The sequence below is a fragment of the Marinobacterium sp. BA1 genome (assembly GCF_041155135.1).
Lineage (GTDB): Bacteria > Pseudomonadota > Gammaproteobacteria > Pseudomonadales > Balneatricaceae > Marinobacterium > Marinobacterium iners.
This window is the reverse complement of record NZ_BAAFHC010000001.1, coordinates 2,050,814-2,069,880: the sequence shown is the minus strand read 5'-3', so window position 1 is coordinate 2,069,880 and position 19,067 is coordinate 2,050,814. Positions and strand designations below refer to the sequence as shown.

The 19,067-nt window shown below is 55.5% G+C and carries 21 protein-coding genes; 20 read left to right on the top strand and 1 reads right to left on the bottom strand.

Going from position 1 to position 19,067, the window contains the following annotated elements:
• Positions 1 to 133: 133 nt before the first annotated feature.
• The 15 genes from benA to ACAM29_RS09960 all read left to right on the top strand — a co-directional run bounded on the left by benA (position 134) and on the right by ACAM29_RS09960 (position 12,773).
• Positions 134 to 1,474, top strand: a complete 1,341-nt coding sequence (gene benA / locus ACAM29_RS10030; protein WP_206840091.1) for a benzoate 1,2-dioxygenase large subunit — start codon at positions 134 to 136, stop codon at positions 1,472 to 1,474.
• A 3-nt stretch (positions 1,475 to 1,477) separates the two neighbouring features.
• Positions 1,478 to 1,972, top strand: coding sequence for an aromatic-ring-hydroxylating dioxygenase subunit beta (locus ACAM29_RS10025; RefSeq protein ID WP_091828226.1), 495 nt, complete (start codon positions 1,478 to 1,480; stop codon positions 1,970 to 1,972).
• A 71-nt stretch (positions 1,973 to 2,043) separates the two neighbouring features.
• The gene (gene benC / locus ACAM29_RS10020) at positions 2,044 to 3,057 is read left to right on the top strand and encodes a benzoate 1,2-dioxygenase electron transfer component BenC (protein ID WP_091828227.1); all 1,014 of its coding nucleotides are present in this window, start codon (positions 2,044 to 2,046) and stop codon (positions 3,055 to 3,057) included.
• Between the two features lie 10 nt (positions 3,058 to 3,067).
• Positions 3,068 to 3,853: a 1,6-dihydroxycyclohexa-2,4-diene-1-carboxylate dehydrogenase gene (locus ACAM29_RS10015; protein WP_091828228.1), complete on the top strand. Its 786-nt coding sequence runs from the start codon at positions 3,068 to 3,070 to the stop codon at positions 3,851 to 3,853.
• A gap of 65 nt (positions 3,854 to 3,918) precedes the next feature.
• Positions 3,919 to 4,323: a RidA family protein gene (locus ACAM29_RS10010; protein WP_369624025.1), complete on the top strand. Its 405-nt coding sequence runs from the start codon at positions 3,919 to 3,921 to the stop codon at positions 4,321 to 4,323.
• Positions 4,323 to 5,519, top strand: coding sequence for a benzoate/H(+) symporter BenE family transporter (locus ACAM29_RS10005; protein ID WP_369624024.1), 1,197 nt, complete (start codon positions 4,323 to 4,325; stop codon positions 5,517 to 5,519). The genes ACAM29_RS10010 and ACAM29_RS10005 overlap by 1 nt, the downstream gene beginning before the upstream one ends.
• Positions 5,520 to 5,700: 181 nt before the next feature.
• Positions 5,701 to 7,161 carry a 2-hydroxymuconic semialdehyde dehydrogenase gene (locus tag ACAM29_RS10000; RefSeq protein ID WP_369624023.1) on the top strand — a complete coding sequence of 487 codons (1,461 nt, stop codon included), beginning with the start codon at positions 5,701 to 5,703 and terminating at the stop codon, positions 7,159 to 7,161.
• A 10-nt stretch (positions 7,162 to 7,171) separates the two neighbouring features.
• Positions 7,172 to 7,957, top strand: coding sequence for a 2-oxopent-4-enoate hydratase (dmpE, locus tag ACAM29_RS09995; RefSeq protein ID WP_369624022.1), 786 nt, complete (start codon positions 7,172 to 7,174; stop codon positions 7,955 to 7,957).
• Between the two features lie 29 nt (positions 7,958 to 7,986).
• The gene (locus ACAM29_RS09990; protein ID WP_369624021.1) at positions 7,987 to 8,898 is read left to right on the top strand and encodes an acetaldehyde dehydrogenase (acetylating); all 912 of its coding nucleotides are present in this window, start codon (positions 7,987 to 7,989) and stop codon (positions 8,896 to 8,898) included.
• 14 nt (positions 8,899 to 8,912) lie between these two features.
• On the top strand, positions 8,913 to 9,941 hold the full coding sequence (gene dmpG / locus ACAM29_RS09985; protein ID WP_206840176.1) for a 4-hydroxy-2-oxovalerate aldolase: 1,029 nt from the start codon (positions 8,913 to 8,915) through the stop codon (positions 9,939 to 9,941).
• Positions 9,941 to 10,747 (top strand): 2-oxo-3-hexenedioate decarboxylase, encoded by an 807-nt coding sequence (gene dmpH / locus ACAM29_RS09980; protein ID WP_091825175.1) that lies wholly within the window; start codon positions 9,941 to 9,943, stop codon positions 10,745 to 10,747. The genes dmpG and dmpH overlap by 1 nt, the downstream gene beginning before the upstream one ends.
• Positions 10,748 to 10,757: 10 nt before the next feature.
• On the top strand, positions 10,758 to 10,949 hold the full coding sequence (locus ACAM29_RS09975) for a 4-oxalocrotonate tautomerase (RefSeq protein ID WP_091825178.1): 192 nt from the start codon (positions 10,758 to 10,760) through the stop codon (positions 10,947 to 10,949).
• Between the two features lie 164 nt (positions 10,950 to 11,113).
• A complete protein-coding gene (locus ACAM29_RS09970; RefSeq protein WP_354407546.1) occupies positions 11,114 to 11,386 on the top strand; it encodes a type II toxin-antitoxin system Phd/YefM family antitoxin in 273 nt (90 codons plus the stop codon).
• Complete coding sequence (locus ACAM29_RS09965) at positions 11,367 to 11,639, top strand: Txe/YoeB family addiction module toxin (RefSeq protein ID WP_354407549.1); 273 nt, start codon at positions 11,367 to 11,369, stop codon at positions 11,637 to 11,639. Before ACAM29_RS09970 ends, ACAM29_RS09965 begins: the two co-directional genes overlap by 20 nt.
• A 204-nt stretch (positions 11,640 to 11,843) precedes the next feature.
• Positions 11,844 to 12,773: a ZIP family metal transporter gene (locus ACAM29_RS09960; protein ID WP_206841947.1), complete on the top strand. Its 930-nt coding sequence runs from the start codon at positions 11,844 to 11,846 to the stop codon at positions 12,771 to 12,773.
• Between the two features lie 25 nt (positions 12,774 to 12,798).
• On the opposite strand, the gene ACAM29_RS09955 is transcribed toward ACAM29_RS09960, so the two are convergent.
• Positions 12,799 to 13,806, bottom strand: coding sequence for an AraC family transcriptional regulator (locus ACAM29_RS09955; protein WP_369624020.1), 1,008 nt, complete (start codon positions 13,804 to 13,806; stop codon positions 12,799 to 12,801).
• A 267-nt stretch (positions 13,807 to 14,073) separates the two neighbouring features.
• On the opposite strand from ACAM29_RS09955, the gene antA reads away from it, so the two are divergent.
• Genes antA through ACAM29_RS09930 form a run of 5 tightly spaced genes read left to right on the top strand, consistent with a single transcriptional unit; the run spans position 14,074 to position 19,024 of the window.
• On the top strand, positions 14,074 to 15,459 hold the full coding sequence (gene antA / locus ACAM29_RS09950; protein WP_206840184.1) for an anthranilate 1,2-dioxygenase large subunit: 1,386 nt from the start codon (positions 14,074 to 14,076) through the stop codon (positions 15,457 to 15,459).
• 3 nt (positions 15,460 to 15,462) lie between these two features.
• Positions 15,463 to 15,951, top strand: coding sequence for an anthranilate 1,2-dioxygenase small subunit (antB, locus tag ACAM29_RS09945; protein WP_354407560.1), 489 nt, complete (start codon positions 15,463 to 15,465; stop codon positions 15,949 to 15,951).
• A 44-nt stretch (positions 15,952 to 15,995) separates the two neighbouring features.
• Positions 15,996 to 17,015 carry an anthranilate 1,2-dioxygenase electron transfer component AntC gene (antC, locus tag ACAM29_RS09940; RefSeq protein WP_369624019.1) on the top strand — a complete coding sequence of 340 codons (1,020 nt, stop codon included), beginning with the start codon at positions 15,996 to 15,998 and terminating at the stop codon, positions 17,013 to 17,015.
• Between the two features lie 39 nt (positions 17,016 to 17,054).
• On the top strand, positions 17,055 to 17,978 hold the full coding sequence (locus ACAM29_RS09935; protein WP_369624018.1) for a catechol 2,3-dioxygenase: 924 nt from the start codon (positions 17,055 to 17,057) through the stop codon (positions 17,976 to 17,978).
• Positions 17,979 to 18,037: 59 nt separating this feature from the next.
• Positions 18,038 to 19,024 carry a TRAP transporter substrate-binding protein gene (locus ACAM29_RS09930; RefSeq protein WP_242530119.1) on the top strand — a complete coding sequence of 329 codons (987 nt, stop codon included), beginning with the start codon at positions 18,038 to 18,040 and terminating at the stop codon, positions 19,022 to 19,024.
• Positions 19,025 to 19,067 lie beyond the last annotated feature (43 nt).

Below are 19,067 nucleotides of genomic sequence, written 5' to 3'. Positions count from 1 at the left end.
CGAGCCGATATCCGCGATCCCCCGGATTCATGTATACACCCTCTGCAAATATGGGATAAAGAATGGCACTGGCTGGATAGTGACCACTGGCACCGCCCTCTAATCTGAGACAAACAATAAGGAGGGCATCGCCATGCAAGACAATCTGATAGCAAAAGTGGGCGGCATGATGGAGGTCGATAAAGAAAAAGGCCTGTATCGTGGTCGTCGCGACATGTTCACCGATCCCGAGCTGTTCGAGCTGGAGATGAAACACATCTTCGAAGGCAACTGGATCTATCTGGCGCACGAAAGCCAGGTCGCCAACCCGAATGACTACTTTACCGGTTACATCGGTCGTCAGCCCATCGTCATTACCCGCAACAAGGATGGCGAGCTGAACTGCTTCATCAACGCCTGCAGTCACCGTGGCGCTGTGCTCTGCCGCAAGAAAAAGGACAACAAGGCTGTCTTCACCTGCCCGTTCCATGGCTGGAGTTTCAATAATTCCGGCAAGCTGGTCAAGGTCAAGGACCCCAATGATGCGGGTTACCCGGATTCATTCAACTGCGAAGGCTCACATGACCTGAAAAAGGTCCGCATGGAGAACTACCGTGGCTTTCTGTTCGGCTCATTGAACGATGATGTCAAGCCACTGACCGAGCACTTGGGCGAGGCTGCCAAGATCGTCGATATGATCGTTGATCAGTCACCGGAAGGCCTGGAAGTGGTGCGTGGCTCTTCCACCTATATCTACGACGGTAACTGGAAGCTGCAGGCTGAGAACGGTGCTGACGGTTACCACGTCTCCGCTACGCACTGGAACTACGTTGCCACCACGGCGCGCCGCAAGGCCGGCATGTCCGCTGATGACGTCAAGGCGATGGATGCCTCCACCTGGAACAAGCAAAAGGGCGGGTTCTACGCCTTTGAACATGGCCACATTCTGCTGTGGATGAACTGGCCCAACCCGCAGGACCGTCCGCTGTATGAGCGTCGTGACGAGTTGGTAGAGAAGTTCGGCGCTGATCGTGCTGACTGGATGATCGGCAACCTGCGCAACCTCTGCCTGTACCCGAACGTATTCCTGATGGACCAGTTTAGCTCGCAGATCCGTCACTTCCGTCCGATCTCCGTCGACAAGACCGAAGTCACCATCTATTGCATCGCACCCAAGGGCGAGAGTGCCGAAGCGCGTGCGCATCGTATCCGTCAGTACGAAGACTTCTTCAACGCCTCAGGCATGGCAACTCCGGACGATTTGGAAGAGTTCCGCGCCTGTCAGGAAGGCTTCAAGGGCATGAACCTGCCCTGGAACGACATGTGCCGTGGTGCCGAGCATTGGATCGACGGTCAGGATGAAGGTGCGAAGAAGATCGATGTGCATCCGGTGATGAGCGGCGAGAAGGTCGAGGACGAAGGTCTCTACATCGTTCAGCATCACTACTGGCAGAAAGTGCTGGCCGAAGCGGCACGCAAGGAAAAGGGGGAGTAAGCCATGACTATCAGCTACGACGAAATTCGTGATTTCCTGCACTCTGAACAGCGTGCGCTGGATGACAAGGACTATGACAACTGGCTGGAGCACTACGACAAGGGTGCCGAGTTCTGGGTGCCGAGCTGGGATGTGGACGGTGAATTGACCGAAGACCCGCAGTCCGAAATCTCTCTGATCTACTATGCCCGTCGTGATGGTCTGGAAGACCGTGTTTTCCGCATTCGTACTGACCGCTCCAGTGCCAGTTCGCTGCCGGAGCCACGCACCCAGCACATGCTGAGCAATCTGGAAGTGTCCGCCGCATCGGATAATGACGCCGAAGTGCGCTACAGCTGGATGACCAACAGCGTGCGCTACAACGCCGTGGATACCTATTTCGGTACCGCGTTTGTCACTCTGATCCGTGACGAAGACGGCAAGCTGAAAATCAAACGCAAGAAGGTCGTGCTGAAGAACGACTATATCCACCACGTTGTGGATATCTATCACCTCTGATCCCGGCCCAACATAACAAGTGTCCCTCGGGGTGTTATCGACACCCCTGAAGGGGACCGAGGTAGCACACAATGTATAAAGTAGCGCTCAACTTTGAAGACGGTGTAACCCGCTTCATTACGACCTTGCCGATGGAAACGGTGGCCGATGCCGCTTATCGTTCCGGGCTCAATATCCCGCTCGATTGCCGTGACGGTGCCTGTGGTACCTGCAAATGTCACTGCGAATCGGGCAGCTATGAGATGGATGGCTATATCGAGGATGCGCTGTCCGATCAGGAAGCGGAGCAACAGTACGTGCTGACCTGTTGCATGATTCCGGAATCGGATTGTGTGGTTACCGTGCCGGCCTCGTCTGAAGTTTGTGTGCGCAGTCAGCAGGCGGATGTGCATGCCAAACTCACCGATATCAACCGTCTGTCTGATTCCACCCTGTCATTCACCGTCGCCGGTGATCAGGTGCGTGCCATGCACTTCCTGCCGGGGCAGTACGTCAACGTACAGGTGCCGGGGACCGATCAGTCCCGTGCCTACTCCTTCAGTTCCATGGTTAACCAGTCTGACGAATCGGTCTCTTTCCTCATCCGTGTTGTACCTGAAGGTTTGATGAGCACCTATATGGCCGAAAAAGCCAGTGTCGGCGACAGCATCACTCTGCGCGGTCCTTTCGGTAGTTTTTACCTGCGCGATATCAAGCGTCCGGTGTTGATGTTGGCTGGCGGTACCGGTCTGGCACCCTTCCTGGCAATGCTGGAGAAGATTCAGCAGGTCGGTAGCTCGTACCCGATTCATCTGATCTACGGCGTCACCCACGACACCGATCTGGTGGAAATGGACAAGCTGGAAGCCTTTGCAGCGGCCATCGACAATTTCACCTTCAGTGCCTGCGTCGCCTCTGAAGAGAGCAGCTGGCCGCAGAAAGGTTATGTCACCAACCACATGGAACCCGGTCATCTGCATGACGGCGATGTGGATATATACCTCTGTGGTCCGCCGCCGATGGTAGAAGCGGTGAACAGCCATATGCAGGAAAAGGGCATTCAGCCGGCCAGCTTCCATTATGAAAAGTTTGCAGCCAGCAAGTAAGGACGATTCCATGAGAGCTGAACGTTTCGAAAACAAGGTGGTTGTTGTCACCGGCGCGGCCCAGGGAATTGGTCGTGCCGTTGCCCTGCAGATGGCCGCCGAAAAAGCCAGCCTGCTGCTGGTAGACCGCTCCGAGATTGTTAAAGAAGTGGCCGAAGAAGCGCTGGCCGCCGGTGCCGTTGATGCCCAGATCATCAATGCGGATCTGGAGCAGTATGCAGGGGCCTGCAAGGCGGTGGATGCGGCTGTGAGCCATTTCGGTCGCATCGATATTCTGGTCAACAACGTGGGTGGTACCATCTGGGCCAAACCCTATGAAGCCTACGAAGAAGAGCAGATCGAAGCCGAGATTCGCCGTTCTCTGTTCCCGACCCTCTGGTGCTGTCACGCCGTGCTGGCACAGATGCAGAAACAGCAGGGTGGCGTGATCGTCAACGTGTCCTCCATCGCAACCCGAGGCCTTAACCGTGTGCCCTACGCTGCGGCCAAGGGCGGTGTGAATGCGATGACCGTTTGCATGGCGTTTGAGAATGCCAGGCACGGTATCCGGGTCAATGCGGTGGCGCCGGGTGGAACCGATGTGGGTGAGCGACGCATTCCGCGCAATAATGACACCATGAATCAGCAGGAGAAGGACTGGTACCAGACGATTGTCGACCAGACCATCGACTCGACCTTCATGAAACGCTACAGCGTCCCGGAAGAGCAGGCCAATGCCATACTCTTTCTGGCCTCGGACGAGGCCTCCTATATCACCGGTACCATATTGCCGGTGGGTGGTGGCGATCAGGGCTGACCTTTTTATCCAAACCAAGCAGGGCTACGGCCCTGCTTTTCCGTTTTATGCTGAGGAGAAACATGATGGCAACAAAAACAATAATCGTGCCTGAAGGAATGGAATTCATCCGTGACGAGATCGGCTACGCCCCGGCGGTGCTGGTCAATGACACGCTCTATATCGCCGGTCAGATCGGCCGCAATGATCAGCGTGAACTGGTCGCTGACAAGGAAGCACAGTTTGTGCAGGTGTTCGAAAACATGCAGCGGATACTTGAAACGGCGGGCGCCCGTTTCGAGGACGTTGTGGAAATCACCAGTTACCATACCGACATGCGTGACCTGCCGTTGTATATGGAAGTGCGCAACCGCTACATGAAAGGCTGCTATCCGGCCTGGACCGCGATCGGCGCAGCCTCCCTGTGCGGTGCGCCGGGCTATTTTCTGGAGGTGAAAGCGGTCGCCGTCATCGAGAGGGGGGATGAGTGATGCTGAAGGACCTTTCCATCTCGACCATTATTGCGGGCCTGATGGCCGTGCTGGTGTCCTACTCAGGGCCACTGGCGATCTTTTTTCAGGCGGCACAAAATGCCGGCATTTCGGTAGAGATGATGACCTCCTGGGTTTGGGCCATCTCCATCGGCGCGGCCGTCACCGGGATTGCACTCAGCTTGTGGTTTAAAATCCCGGTGATCACCGCCTGGTCGGCTCCGGGCACGGTACTGTTGGTGACGCTCTTTCCAGAGTTGTCTATCAACGAAGCGGTCGCGGCCTATATCACCGCTGCCGTGATCATCTTTCTGATCGGCATTACCGGGCTGTTCGACAAGGTGGTACAGATAATCCCGAAAGGGGTTGCTGCCGCCATGATGGCGGGTATCCTGTTCGACTTTGGTTTGGGGGCTTTTAGAGCGCTGGATTCCGTGCCATTGGTGACCAGTGTGATGATCTTCGGCTTTGTGCTGTTCAAGTTCCTAAGCCGCGCCTATTTTCTGGTACTGATGGTAGTACTGGGTGTAGTGTTGTCCGTCACCGCACTGGATGCCAATCTGAGCCAGCTGGAATGGCGACTGGCCAGCCCGATGTTGATTATGCCTGCATGGAGCTGGAGTTCCACTCTGGGGTTGGCGTTGCCGCTGGTCATTGTCAGCCTGACGGGTCAGTTTTTGCCGGGCTTTACCATCCTCAAGGCATCGGGTTATAGCTTCGCGTCCAGACCCATCGTGTCGATGCTGTCACTGGTGTCGATACCGACCGCGTTCTTTGGTGGCATCACCACGGTGATTGCCGCCATCACCGCCTCGATCTGTACTAGCCCCGATGCGCATGAAAATCCGGACAAACGCTATTGGGCCGGTGTCGCCAACGGCGTGTTCTACCTCATCGGCGGCATTCTGGCCGGCAGCATCGTGCTGTTCTTTACCAGCTTCCCCGGCGAAATGATCGCAATCATTGCCGGCCTTGCACTGCTGGGCGCCATCAGCAACAGTTTGACTGCCGCGCTGGAAGACAAGACGCATCTGGATGCCTCACTCATCACTTTCATGGCGACTGCGTCGGGTGTCAGTATATTCGGAATTGGTTCAGCGTTCTGGGGGGTGGTGCTTGGATCGGCGGTATATGTCCTGCAGGGAGTGTTAAGGGCGCGACAGGCACGACTGGAAGAAGCGGTAAGTCAGCGCTGAGCAGCGATCTGATCCCATGTGCGGGATCACAAGTGCTCGGTTTTGGGTGTTTTATCCCGTTTTTGCAACGCTATACTGGATTTCACTCTAATGCACCGTCTTCAGTACAGGCGGTGACTGTGTAATCCGACCATAAAAGTCCGCGACCTGATCAACCCGGTCGTAACAAACAAGGTGAGCCATGAAAGAGTTCAAACACTTTATCAACGGTGAGTATGTCGCCTCAGCCAGCGGCAAGACCTTCGAGAACCGTTGCCCGGTGGACAACAGCCTGATCGGTATGGTCCATGAAGCGGGTGAAGCTGAAGTCGATGCTGCGGTACGTGCCGCCAAGGCCGCACTGAAAGGTCCCTGGAGCAAGCTGACTCAAGCACAGCGCACTGCGCTGTTGAACAAGGTTGCCGATCGCATCAACGAGCGCTTTGAAGAGTTTTTGGCAGCCGAATGTCTGGATACCGGCAAGCCGCGCCATATTGCCAGTCATATCGATATTCCTCGTGGTGCCGCCAATTTCAAGGCGTTCTCCGAAACCCTCGCCAACCATCCGACTGAAGCGTTCCGCATGGATACGCCAGATGGGCAGGGCGCGCTGAACGTGGGTCATCGTACACCCAAGGGCGTCATCGCGGTTATCTCGCCATGGAACCTGCCGCTGCTGTTGATGACCTTCAAGGTTGGTCCGGCACTGGCCTGTGGTAACACTGTTGTGGTCAAGCCGTCTGAAGAAACGCCGGCCACTACCACCCTGCTGGGTGAAGTGATGAATGAGTGCGGCGTACCGCCGGGTGTATTCAACGTGGTGCACGGTTTCGGCCCCAACTCGGCCGGTGAATTCCTGACCACACATCCGTTGGTTAATGCGATCACCTTCACCGGTGAAACCCGTACCGGCGAGGCGATCATGCGTGCCGCTTCCGTTGGCCTGCGCAACATTTCCATGGAATGTGGCGGCAAGAACCCCGGCCTGGTGTTTGCAGACTGCGATATTGAGAAGGCGGTTGAGGGCACCATGCGCTCGGCTTTCGTCAACTGCGGTCAGGTGTGTCTGGGTACCGAACGTGTCTACGTTGAGCGCTCCATTTTCGACAAGTTCCTGTCGCGCATGAAGGAAGAAGTGGCCAAGCTGAAGCTGGGCCGTCCGGAAGATCCTGCTGCCAACTTTGGCCCGCTGGTCAGTCTGGAGCACCGTGACAAGGTCAAGTATTACTACGATTTGGCTCGTGAAGAGGGTGCAACGGTCGAAATTGGCGGTGGCATCCCGGACATGGGTGAAGAGCTGAACGGTGGAGCATGGATCGAGCCGACCATCTGGACCGGCCTGTCTGATGATGCCCGAGTGGTGCGTGAAGAGATCTTTGGCCCTTGCTGCCATATCCGTCCCTTCGATACAGAAGAGGAAGCGATCGAGCTGGCCAACGATACCGAGTACGGACTGGCATGCGCCATTTGGACTGAAAACTCTGCCCGTGCCGTACGTGTAGCCGAGCAGATGGAAGTGGGTCTGGCCTGGGTTAACTCCTGGTTCCTGCGAGACCTGCGCACCTCCTTCGGTGGCGCCAAGCAGTCCGGTATTGGCCGTGAAGGCGGCGTACACGGGTTGGAGTTCTATACCGAAACCAAAAACATCTGCATCAAGCTGTAAGGGATAGACAATGGATAAGCAAAAGATTCAAGCCTGCGGCGACGAGCTTTACCAGGCAATGGTCGACCGCAAGCCGGTACGCCCGCTGACTGAACGCTTCAGCGATATCACCATTGATGACGCCTACCACATTTCCCTGCGCATGCTGGAACGTCGCATCGAAGCCGGCGAGCGTGTGATCGGCAAGAAAATCGGTCTGACCTCCAAGGCGGTGCAGAACATGCTCAAGGTGGGCCAGCCGGATTTTGGCTATCTGACAGATGCCATGGCCTTCAGCCAGGGTGAAGAAATGCCGATCTCCGAGCGCTTGATGCAGCCCAAGGCCGAAGGTGAGATCGCCTTTATCCTGAAAAAGGATCTGATGGGCCCCGGCATCACAAACGCCGATGTTCTGGCGGCCACCGACTGCGTTATTCCCTGCTTTGAGGTGGTGGACTCCCGTGTCGAGAACTGGGATATCAAGATTCAGGATACCGTGGCGGACAACGCCTCCTGTGGTCTGTTTGTACTGGGCGATCGTGCGGTTGATCCGCGCAAGGTCGATCTGGCCACCTGCGGCATGGTGGTTGAGAAAAACGGTTCCATCATCAGCACTGGCGCCGGTGCCGCAGCACTGGGTAGCCCGGTGAACTGCGTGACCTGGCTGGCCAATACACTGGGTCAGTTCGGCATTCCATTGAAGGCCGGTGAAGTGATCCTGTCCGGCTCCCTGGTTCCGCTTGAGCCGGTTAAGGCCGGTGATTTCATGAGTGTCAGCATCGGTGGCATTGGCAGTGCGTCTGTCCGTTTCATCTGATCGGTCCCGTTGATTACAGGAATAAAAACATGAGCAAAAAACTCAAAGCGGTCATCATTGGCCCCGGTAACATCGGCACCGACCTGCTGATGAAAATGCAGCGTTCCGAGTGGATCGAGCCGGTTTGGATGGTGGGCATCGACCCTGAGTCTGAAGGCCTCAAGCGCGCTGCTGAAATGGGCATCAAAACCTGCGCCACCGGCGTGGACGGTATCCTGCCGCACATCATTGAAGACGATATCCGTGTCGCCTTCGACGCCACCTCCGCCTACGTTCATGCGGAGAACAGCCGCAAGCTGAACGAACTGGGCGTGATCATGGTTGACCTGACCCCCGCCGCCATCGGCCCGTTCTGCATCCCGCCGGTCAATCTGACCGACCATGCCAAGAACCTGGAGATGAACGTCAACATGGTCACCTGCGGTGGCCAGGCCACCATCCCGATGGTCGCTGCCGTCAGCCGCGTACAGCCGGTGGCCTACGGCGAGATCATCGCCACCGTCTCCTCCCGTTCCGTAGGCCCGGGCACCCGTCAGAACATCGACGAGTTCACCCGCACCACGGCCGGTGCCGTTGAAAAGGTCGGCGGTGCCAAAGAGGGCAAGGCGATCATCATCATCAACCCGGCCGAGCCACCGCTGATGATGCGTGACACCATCCACTGCCTCACCGAGAGCGAGCCGGATCAGGCCGCCATCACCGAGTCCGTCCACGCCATGGTGAAAGAAGTACAGAAGTACGTACCGGGTTACACCCTGGTCAACGGCCCCGTGTTTGATGGCAACAAGGTCTCCTGCTTCATGCAGGTGGAAGGGCTGGGCGACTTCCTGCCCAAGTACGCCGGCAACCTGGACATCATGACGGCTGCTGGTCTGCGCACCGCCGAGATGTTTGCTGAAGAAGCGGCCAACGGCACCATCACACTGCCGGCACGCGGCTAAGGGGAGAACAGAACATGAACCTGAACGGCAAAAAAGTAACCCTGCACGACATGAGCCTGCGCGATGGCATGCATGCCAAGCGCCACCAAATCAGCCTGGACGAAATGGTCAGCATCGCCTCGGCGATGGACGAAGCGGGCATGCCGCTGATCGAAGTCACCCACGGTGATGGCCTCGGCGGTCGCTCACTGAACTACGGCTTCCCGGCCCACAGCGACGAGGAATACCTCAGCGCCGTCGTGCCCAAGATGAAAAACGCCAAAATCTCCGCGCTGCTGCTGCCGGGGATCGGTACCGTTGACCACCTGAAAATGGCCCGGGACTGCGGCGTCTCCACCATCCGTGTGGCCACCCACTGCACCGAAGCGGACGTATCCGAACAGCACATCGGCATGGCCGCCAAAATGGAAATGGACACCGTTGGCTTCCTGATGATGGCGCACATGGTCAGCCCGGAGAAGATCCTGGAACAGGCCAAACTGATGGTCAGCTACGGCGCCAACTGCATCTACGCCACCGACTCCGCCGGCTACATGCTGCCGGATGACGTCACCGCCCGTATCGGCCTGCTGCGTGCCGAACTGCCGAAAGAAGTGGAGGTAGGCTTCCACGGTCACCACAACATGGGCATGGCGATCGCAAACTCCCTGGCCGCGATCGAAGCCGGTGCCTCGCGCATCGACGGCTCCGTAGCGGGTCTGGGTGCCGGTGCCGGCAACACCCCGCTGGAAGTGTTCTGCGCCGTACTGGACCGCATGGGCGTCGAGACCGGCGTTGACCTGTACAAGATCATGGACGTAGCTGAAGACCTGATCGTACCGATCATGGACCAGCCGATCCGTGTCGATCGCAACGCCCTGACGCTGGGCTATGCCGGTGTGTACTCCTCGTTCCTGCTGTTTGCGGAACGTGCGGAGAAGAAGTACGGCATCTCGGCGCGCGACATACTGGTCGAGTTGGGCCGTCGCGGCACCGTAGGCGGACAGGAAGACATGATTGAAGACCTGGCACTGACCATGGCGAAAGAAAAGGGGTTGATCTAATGGCTGAAGTATACGAGAACAAACTGACACCGGCACAGATTGAAGAGCTGGCGATTCACTGTGAAAACGCCGAGCTGGAAGCCTATGAGATCACCAAGATCACGGACGACTATCCTGAAATGACCTACAAGGATGCCTTCGACATCCAGTGGGAAATTCGTCGCCGCAAGGAAGAGCGTGGCCACAAGATCGTTGGCATGAAGATGGGCCTGACCTCTTGGGCCAAGATGGCGCAGATGGGTGTCGAGCAGCCCTGCTACGGCTTCCTGGCCGACTACTTCAGCGTACCTGAGGGTGGCGAGATTAAGCACGATGAGCTGATCCATCCGAAGATCGAGGCTGAGCTGGCGTTTGTACTGAAACATGAACTGAAAGGCCCGGGCGTCCACATCGGTGATGTGCTGCGCGCCACCGATTTCGTCATGCCGGCCGTTGAAGTGATTGACTCACGCTACAAGGACTTCAAGTTTGACCTCAAGAGCGTAATTGCCGACAACTCCTCTTCCAGCCGCTTCGTCACCGGCGGTCGCATGGCCGACATCGCTGACGTGGATCTGAAGAACATCGGTGTGGTCATGGAGATCAACGGTGAAGTGGTGCAGACCGGTGCCGGTGCTGCGGTTCTGGGTCATCCGGCTGCATCCGTTGCCATGCTCGCCAATATGATGGCGGATCGTGGTGAAAGCCTGCCCGCCGGCAGCTTTATCATGATCGGTGCGATCACAGCAGCGGTGCAGGTGAACAAGGGTGATGCCTTCACCGTACGCTATCAGGGTCTGGGTACTTTGAGCGGCAAGTTCGTCTGAGGAGGCCGCCATGCCGGTAGCACAAATCCACATCATGGAAGGGCGCTCGGATGAGCAGAAAGAGCAGCTGATCGCTGAAGTGACCAGCGCGATTGCTCGCTCACTCGACTCCCCCGAGGCCAATGTCCGGGTCATCATTACCGAGATGCCGAAACAGCATTTCGGTATCGGTGGCCAGTCGGCCAAGAAGCTGGGGCGTTAGCGCTCCAGCCAATGCAACATCGTTTTAACTCTCGTTGACTGTAGCTTTTACCCCGCCACTGGCGGGGTTCTTTTTTATTGGGGAAGCACACGTTCTGCTGCCTTGGCCTTGTTAGGGCGCTTGACATATACTGGTACGGAAACTCCGTACATGAAGGTGCCGTTATGGACACGATCAGTGTAAACAAATTTAGAGACAACCTGAAAGGCTTTGTAGAACAAGTGGTTAGCAGGCATGAGCCGCTCAAGGTAACTCGACGAGCCGGAGAGGCTTTCGTTGTAATGAGCGCCGATGACTGGGAGAGAGAACAAGAAACGCTTCATGTTCTCCAAAACCAGAGCCTCATGCAACAGATTGCCCACTCTCTGGAAACCCACAACCGCGACAAAGGCTATATACCGACTGAAGAGCAAATGAATGAGATCACTGGTATTTGAAGGCAACACCTGGGAAGCGTATGAAACTATGCGCGAGAAGGACAAACAATTGCACAAGGCTTTGTGTAAATTACTTAAGGAAATGCTGCGTTCAAACGATCCTGCTTCAGGATTGGGGAAGCCTGAACCACTTAAGCACAACCTCTCTGGCCTCTGGTCCAAACGGATATCACAAAAAGATCGTTTGATATATCGGTTTGACGAAAAGTCCATTTATATCTTCGCTATTGGTGGTCACTATGATCAGCCCTAACGTCGCTGAAAATTGTGTGCCGGAGCAACGGGATAGCACCTGGTGACGATCACCCTGCGGGGGCGGTCAGTAGGGAGCTACTGCGAAGCGGTTTCGTTCAACTATTGCTTTCAGCGATCAACTACATAGTCAGTGGTGATTAGACGCTGTGTGTTGCGTGGCGCTAAGATAAAGTGACATATCCACATGATTGGAGCTGTTGTCATGGATCAGGTTCAGGCGCCCGACTATTCGTTCAAGGATGTATTGTGGCGAGAGATACGCCAGCACCGCACGGCAGCCATCGGGATGGCGGTTGCGGTGGTGGCTGTACTCTTGCTGCTGTTACAGAACAGCCTTGTTGAAATTCAAAATGGCGGCGGAGAGCGTTTTGGTAATGCCATGCTGGGTGGGCTGGGGGGCTTTGTCTCGACTGCTGTGGGGGCAAGCCTTGCGTTGCTGCTGCGGGATATAAAGGCCAGAACGCAGGATACCATGCTGGGGTTCGCCGCGGGTATGATGCTGGCGGCCAGTGCATTTTCGCTGATTCTGCCGGGTATTGAGGCTGCTGAGCGCTTGGTCAGTGTGGAGTATATTGCGGCTGCAGTAGTGATTACCGGCATGGGGTTGGGTGTGCTGCTGATGCTGGGGTTGGACAAGTTCACGCCGCATGAACACGAGAACGAGGGGCCCTGTGGTCCGGGGTGCGAGCGAATAGGCCGAGTCTGGCTGTTCTTTCTGGCCATTGCACTGCATAACCTGCCCGAAGGGATGGCGATCGGGGTCAGTTTTGCCGACAACGACTTGAGTGTGGGTATGCCACTGACAATGGCTATTCTGTTCCAGAATGTTCCCGAAGGGTTGGCGGTTGCCTTGGCGCTCAGAGCGGCCATGTTGAGTCCCGTGATGGCTGCAATTGTCGCCTCGGGTACAGGCTTAATGGAGCTGCTGGGAGCGTTCCTGGGTATCGGTATAGCGGGAGGTTTGCCACTGGCCTATCCGGTTGGGCTGGGGCTTGCTGCAGGGGCCATGATTTTTGTGGTATCACATGAGGTCATTCCCGAAACTCACCGCAACGGCCATCAGACACCGGCCACGCTTGGCCTGATGGGCGGTTTCGCTGCCATGCTGGTGTTGGATACCGTATTGGGATAGGCGGACCGGGCCGGGTTGCCTCTGTTCAGAGGTTGAACCTGGCCTTGGCCTGAGTTTCGGATGGCGTTTCACCGAACATTTTTCTGTATTCAGTTGAAAAGCGTCCCAAATGATTGAAGCCCCAACTGAATGCCAGAGTGGAAATACTCTCTTCACCTGTGCATCTAATAATATCGGTACGAACACCTTCCATTCGGATGCGTTTTAAATAGGCAGTGGGTGGAACACCGATATAGCGTTTGAAATCAGAATATAACTTGTTTCGTGAAACCCCTGATATCCACTCAATATCATCAATATGTATTTCGTTGCGAGCATTCAACTTAAGGTAGTCAATGGTTTTAATCAGGTAAGAGGGAAGTTTGCTGTGAACCGCACGCTTGATTTCATCTGAATAGTTGTGTGGTTGTGAGGTCAGAATGCCTTTGATCAGGGCCTGCTCGATGTCACGAATAAAGGCAGGGCTGTTATACAGGCTATCAGGGTTGGACAGCTCGCTTTCAATATAGTGAATGGTACGCCACCAGGCACTGGATGCACCGATGTTCGCATCCATTTTTGACTCAAAGATCAAGGGCTTGCTGATACTTTCCCCAATCAGGGATTCCAGGCCGAGCTCCATGGCCTGGCGGGAAATTCGTACCAGAGTTTTGCGGCAGTTGCCACTGATTCGCAGCTCGCAGGCATTGGCCGGGGAGATGATGACACCGCTGGTTACGTTGGACTGAACCGTATTATCACCCGTATCCAATTCCTGGAATCCGCTGACCGGAAGGCTGATGCTATAACTGTTGTTGAGATCTTCAACTTTAACGGTAACGTCTGTGCCGTATTCAATATGACCAATAGCCGTTGTCGTCGAGTTTAATACATTACCAATATGCCTGAAATGCATTTTATTTGCATTGTGGACTTTCAGCTCATGTGGGCCACATATATTGGACATCCAGGATATGGCATCACCCGCATCACGAATATCCGCAATAATCTTTGTGGGACCGGTACTTCCCAAATCATAGTTTTTATTCAGCATCGAACAACCAGTTTTAATTATTATAAATATGCAGGTCTGTTGGGTTATTGCTTGAACCACTTTTTAATCTAGCACCCGGCGTGCAAAGGGGTCAAGGTTTGGCCGGCTAGCGCTTCAGCAATGGATTCAACCAGGCGAGGGAGGGGAAAAGAGGATAGATCTTCTCGAAAATGCGGATAGCTCCACAGTGCGCGGCTCTGGTCTTATGTACAGGACGAAAGAAACGGCGGGTGTGGTTACTGGCTCGCCACCAAAGGAGACCTGAGTATGAATAATAACAAACAGACCCTTGAGAGCTGGCGCGACAGGATTGAGTCCGCGCTTGACTACCGTCCTGATGACAAGACCTACCGAGTGGCTCGTGAGATCTTCACTGATCGAGAACTGTTCGATCTCGAGATGGAATTGATCTTTGAGAACACCTGGATTTTTGCCTGCCACGAAAGCCAGGTTGCCAACCCCAACGACTTTTTCACCATGAAGGCTGGCCGTCAACCGATGATCATCACCCGTGATGCCAAGGGTGAAATTCATGCGCTGCTCAACGCCTGTCAGCACCGTGGTGCAACCCTTACGCGTGTGTGCAAGGGCAATCAGTCCACGTTTACCTGCCCATTCCATGCCTGGTGTTACAAAACAGATGGCAAGCTGGTCAAGGTCAAGGCGCCTGACGAGTACCCAGCGGACTTTGACAAGTCTACTCGCGGCCTGCGTAAGGCACTGGTCAGCAATTACAAGGGCTTTGTCTTTATCAACCTGAATACCGAGTCGGCCCAGTCGCTGGAAGAATTTTTGGGTGATGCAAAGATCGGATTCGACATGATGGCTGCCCAGTCTCCCACAGGCGAACTTGAAGTACTGCCGGGTGCTTCGTCCTACACCTATGACGGCAACTGGAAGCTGCAGAACGAAAACGGTTTGGACGGTTACCATGTCAGTACCGTGCACTTCAATTATGTTGCTACCGTTCAACAACGTCAGCAGCAGGAAGCCGCCAAGTCCAATGAAGCCCGCAAAACCCTGGATTACAGCAAGCTGGGTGCCGGTGACAAGGAAACCGATGATGGCTGGTTTGCATTCAAGAATGGCCACACCATCCTGTTCAGTGATATGCCCAACCCTGACGTGCGACCGGGCTATGCCTCGGTGATGCCGCGACTGGTTGAAGAGTATGGTCAGGCACGTGCCGAGTGGATGATGCATCGCCTGCGCAACCTGAACATCTATCCCAGCCTCTTCTTCATGGATCAGATCAGCTCTCAGCTGCGTGTTATTCGCCCTGTGGCCTGGAACAAAACGGAAGTACACAGTTTCTGCCTGGGCGTGAAGGGTGAATCGGATGCTGACCGTGAGAACCGTATCCGCCAGTTCGAGGACTTCTTTAATGTCTCGGGTATGGGGACGCCGGACGATCTGGTCGAGTTTCGTGAAGCCCAGATCGGCTTTGAAGGGCGTGCAGAGCGCTGGAATGACATCTCGCGCGGTTGTGAAAACTGGACAGCAGAGCCCACGGTTAATACCGAGGCACTGGGCATCAGCCCGGTGCTGACCGGTACCGAGTTTACTCAGGAAGGCCTGTACGTGAATCAGCATTCCGCGTGGCAGCGTTATCTGCTCGAAGGTCTGGCAGCCAAGGCAAAGAAGGAGGGTTAAGCAATGAGCAATGTTATCCAGAGCATCGAGCAGTTCCTGTACCGCACATCCGAATATTGTGATCGTCAGCAGTGGGATGAATACCTGGCAGCGTTTGACGAGAGTGCCGAGTTTCATATGCCGCAATGGGATAGCGAGCATGTGTATACCACAGACCCCAAGCGTGAAATGTCTCTGATCTATTACCCGAATCGAGCCGGGCTAGAGGACCGAGTGTTCCGTATCCGTACCGGCAAAAGTGCAGCCTGTACCCCGATGCCGCGCACCGTGCACCTGATCAACAATGTGCAGGCGGAACAGCAGGAAGATGGGCAGTGGAAGGCTAGAGTCAATTGGGTCACCCATTTCTACCGCTTTGGCGAAGCCGAATGCTTCTTTGGCTGGGCGGAATACCGTCTGCGTGAAGAGGGCAATGGCTGGAAGATCACCAGCAAGCGCTCCATCGTGTTGAATGACAAAATCCGCCATGTGCTGGATTTCTACCATGTCTGAGCACCGCAAGGTGCTCATGATCCCCGAAAGAAGTGGTGAGTAGTATGCATAAGGTAGCACTGAACTTCAGTGATGGACGGACCCATTTTATTTCGATCAACCCCGGTGAAATGCTGATCGATGCCGCCCTGCGTCATGGCCTGACGTTGCCGGTTGATTGTCGCGAAGGGGTCTGCGCCTCCTGCAAGGGCACCTGCCAGTCGGGGCAATATGACCTCGAATATGTAGATGAGGATGCGCTCAGTGAAGATGATCTGGCCAGAGGAGGTATTCTGGCCTGCCAGATGCGGGTCGAAAGTGACTGTGCGGTACGCTTCGACTTTGACTCTTCGCTGTGCAGCAGTGCTGGACCTGAAGTGGTTGAAGCCGTTGTGGCAAAAGTGGAAGTACTGTCTGACTCCACCGCAACGCTGCACCTGGATGCCCGTGGGCGCATGGGGCAGCTGGACTTCCTGCCCGGACAGTATGCCCATGTTGAGGTGCCGGGTACTGACGAGTGGCGGTCTTACTCTTTTGCCTGTCAGCCCAATGAAAATAATCAGTTGCAACTTCTGATCCGTTTACTGCCGGACGGAGTGATGAGCAATTACCTGCGTGAGCGTGCCCGGCCGGGTGACCGGATCCGACTGAAAGCACCGCTGGGGGCTTTTTATCTGCAACAGGTCAAGCGGCCATTGATTATGGTGGCAGGTGGAACCGGACTGGCGGCCTTTCTGGGGATGCTGGATCAAATGGAATCAGCCCCTGGCGGAATCAACCAGTCGGTAACACTGTTCTATGGCGTGACGCGCCCCGAAGACCTGTGTGAACTGGAGCGGCTGGAGCGCTACAGGCAGGGTATACCCGGGTTCGATTTTCAGACCATCGTCATGCAACCCAGTGAGGGCTGGCAGGGCTCACAGGGGGTGGTGACGGACCTGTTTGAAGAACACCACTTTAACGATGGCGAGGTCGACGCTTACCTGTGTGGCCCGCCGCCGATGGTCGAAGCGGTCAAGAACTGGCTGGATCAGCGTCAGATGGCGAATGCCAGCATCTACTTCGAGAAGTTTTCGGCCAGTTAACAGGTAGCCCAATACAATAATAATGATGAGGTAAGCACAATGAAAAAAGGTGTAATGCGTCCAGGCCATGTCCAAATCAGGGTGCTGGATCTGGATGAGGCTCTGGTTCACTACCGCGACTTGATGGGGCTGATCGAAGTGGATCGGGACAGCCGGGGCCGCGTGTATCTCAAGGGCTGGACCGAGGTGGATCGATTTTCGGTGGTGTTGCGTGAAGCCGATCAGCCGGGGATGGATTTTATGGGGTTCAAGGTAGTGAGTGAAGCGGCACTGGAGCAGCTGCACGGCGAACTGACCGCCTTCGGTTGTGAGGTGGACCAGATCCCGGCCGGTGAGCTTGAAGGCTGTGGTCGCCGTATCCGCTTTATGGCCCCTTCCGGCCACACCTTTGAGCTGTTCGCCGACAAGGTGCAGACCGGCCGCTACGGCGTGGGCAATCATAACCCGGAAGCCTGGCCGCGAGACCTCAAGGGCATGAAGGCCGAGCGCTTTGATCATTGCTTGCTGTATGGCCCGGAGCTGGACAAAACGCTGGAGCTGTTTAAAGAAGTATTGGGCTTCGATCTGTGTGAGCAGGTGGTGACCCCTGATGGCAGGCGTGTGGCACAGTTTCTGACCTGCAGTATGAAGGCGCACGATATTGCTTTCATCGATCACCCCGAGCCCAATAAATTCCACCATGCCTCTTTCCTGCTGGAGACCTGGCAGGATGTGCTGCGGGCCGGGGACCTGATCTCGATGACCGATACCTCGATTGACATCGGCCCAACCCGGCACGGCATCACCCATGGTCAAACAGTCTATTTCTTTGATCCATCCGGCAATAGGAATGAGGTATTCTGTGGCGGGGATTATTTCTACCCGGATCATGAGCCGATCACCTGGGACGCCGATATGCTTGGCAAAGCGATTTTCTATCACGATCGCCAGCTTAATGAACGCTTTCTGACTGCTCTGACCTGAGACGGGATCTTCGCTTCGGCGCAGTCCTGACCAGAATAATAAAACATTGGAGTTTACCTATGTCTATCAAACGCTTACTCACTCCTGTCATGACCGGTGCACTGGCTCTGGCGATGGCACTGCCGGCTCAGGCGCGCGACTTCCGCCTTGGCTTGATTACGCCTCCGTCACATAAATGGACGCAGGCTGCCGTTGCCTTTGCCGATGAGGTAAAGGAACAATCAGGTGGCGAGCACAATATTTCGATCTTTCCGGCGCAACAGCTGGGTAACGAAGCCCAAATGGTGCAGCAACTGCAAACCGGTGCGCTGGATATGGCATTCCTCACCATTGCCGAGATTTCCAACCGGGTACCGGACTTCGGTGCGCTCTATGCACCTTACCTGGTCGACAATATTGATCAGGCCGCTGCTCTGTTGAGATCCGATGCAGCCAACGATCTGTTGAACCAGCTGCCGGCTGAAGCGGGACTGGTCGGTGTTGGCTACGGCATGGCGGGAATGCGTCAGGTCATGAGTCGAAGCCCTGCCAAGGGGCCGGATGATCTGGTGGGTAAGAAGCTGCGCATTACACCGTTTGAGCCTCTGCGTGATTTCTACATGGCGACCGGTGCAGCACCAACGCCCCTGCCGCTGCCTGCTGTATATGATGCACTGGCGAATGGGCAGATCGATGCAATCGACATGGATTTTGACTCTATCCTGATCTTCAAGTTTTATGAACGTGCCGATAACCTGCTGATTTCAAACCATATGATGTTCCCTATGGTGGGTGTGGTATCCGGTCGTGTGTGGAAAGACCTGAGCAAGGAAGATCGCCAGTTGCTTCAGGCCAGCATGCGGAAGCATCTTGATGGTGTGATTGATCACTTCCAACAGCAGGAAAGTCAGCAGGAACAGCAGCTGCGTGCGCTTGATATTACTATCGAAGAGGCGGGCAGAGAGACTTTTGCTGCAGCCATCGATGACTGGGAAAAAATCTGGTCCGCCAAGTCCAAGTCGCTGCCCAACCTGAGACAGGCTGCTGCCGACATCAAGAGCAACTGAGCCTGAGCCACTCTGTAAAAGCCCGCAGCGGTAAACCCCGTTG

Excerpts from the sequence above, each read along its gene's own strand:
- ACAM29_RS09955 (WP_369624020.1), bottom strand. The coding sequence starts at position 13,806 with ATGCTGAATAAAAACTATGATTTGGGAAGTACCGGTCCCACAAAGATT.
- ACAM29_RS10010 (WP_369624025.1), top strand. The coding sequence starts at position 3,919 with ATGGCAACAAAAACAATAATCGTGCCTGAAGGAATGGAATTCATCCGT.
- ACAM29_RS09965 (WP_354407549.1), top strand. The coding sequence starts at position 11,367 with ATGAGATCACTGGTATTTGAAGGCAACACCTGGGAAGCGTATGAAACT.
- ACAM29_RS10000 (WP_369624023.1), top strand. The coding sequence starts at position 5,701 with ATGAAAGAGTTCAAACACTTTATCAACGGTGAGTATGTCGCCTCAGCC.
- ACAM29_RS10015 (WP_091828228.1), top strand. The coding sequence starts at position 3,068 with ATGAGAGCTGAACGTTTCGAAAACAAGGTGGTTGTTGTCACCGGCGCG.
- ACAM29_RS10025 (WP_091828226.1), top strand. The coding sequence starts at position 1,478 with ATGACTATCAGCTACGACGAAATTCGTGATTTCCTGCACTCTGAACAG.
- ACAM29_RS09970 (WP_354407546.1), top strand. The coding sequence starts at position 11,114 with ATGGACACGATCAGTGTAAACAAATTTAGAGACAACCTGAAAGGCTTT.
- ACAM29_RS09975 (WP_091825178.1), top strand. The coding sequence starts at position 10,758 with ATGCCGGTAGCACAAATCCACATCATGGAAGGGCGCTCGGATGAGCAG.
- ACAM29_RS09960 (WP_206841947.1), top strand. The coding sequence starts at position 11,844 with ATGGATCAGGTTCAGGCGCCCGACTATTCGTTCAAGGATGTATTGTGG.
- antC (WP_369624019.1), top strand. The coding sequence starts at position 15,996 with ATGCATAAGGTAGCACTGAACTTCAGTGATGGACGGACCCATTTTATT.
- benC (WP_091828227.1), top strand. The coding sequence starts at position 2,044 with ATGTATAAAGTAGCGCTCAACTTTGAAGACGGTGTAACCCGCTTCATT.
- antB (WP_354407560.1), top strand. The coding sequence starts at position 15,463 with ATGAGCAATGTTATCCAGAGCATCGAGCAGTTCCTGTACCGCACATCC.
- antA (WP_206840184.1), top strand. The coding sequence starts at position 14,074 with ATGAATAATAACAAACAGACCCTTGAGAGCTGGCGCGACAGGATTGAG.
- ACAM29_RS10005 (WP_369624024.1), top strand. The coding sequence starts at position 4,323 with ATGCTGAAGGACCTTTCCATCTCGACCATTATTGCGGGCCTGATGGCC.
- dmpG (WP_206840176.1), top strand. The coding sequence starts at position 8,913 with ATGAACCTGAACGGCAAAAAAGTAACCCTGCACGACATGAGCCTGCGC.
- dmpH (WP_091825175.1), top strand. The coding sequence starts at position 9,941 with ATGGCTGAAGTATACGAGAACAAACTGACACCGGCACAGATTGAAGAG.
- benA (WP_206840091.1), top strand. The coding sequence starts at position 134 with ATGCAAGACAATCTGATAGCAAAAGTGGGCGGCATGATGGAGGTCGAT.
- ACAM29_RS09935 (WP_369624018.1), top strand. The coding sequence starts at position 17,055 with ATGAAAAAAGGTGTAATGCGTCCAGGCCATGTCCAAATCAGGGTGCTG.
- dmpE (WP_369624022.1), top strand. The coding sequence starts at position 7,172 with ATGGATAAGCAAAAGATTCAAGCCTGCGGCGACGAGCTTTACCAGGCA.
- ACAM29_RS09990 (WP_369624021.1), top strand. The coding sequence starts at position 7,987 with ATGAGCAAAAAACTCAAAGCGGTCATCATTGGCCCCGGTAACATCGGC.
- ACAM29_RS09930 (WP_242530119.1), top strand. The coding sequence starts at position 18,038 with ATGTCTATCAAACGCTTACTCACTCCTGTCATGACCGGTGCACTGGCT.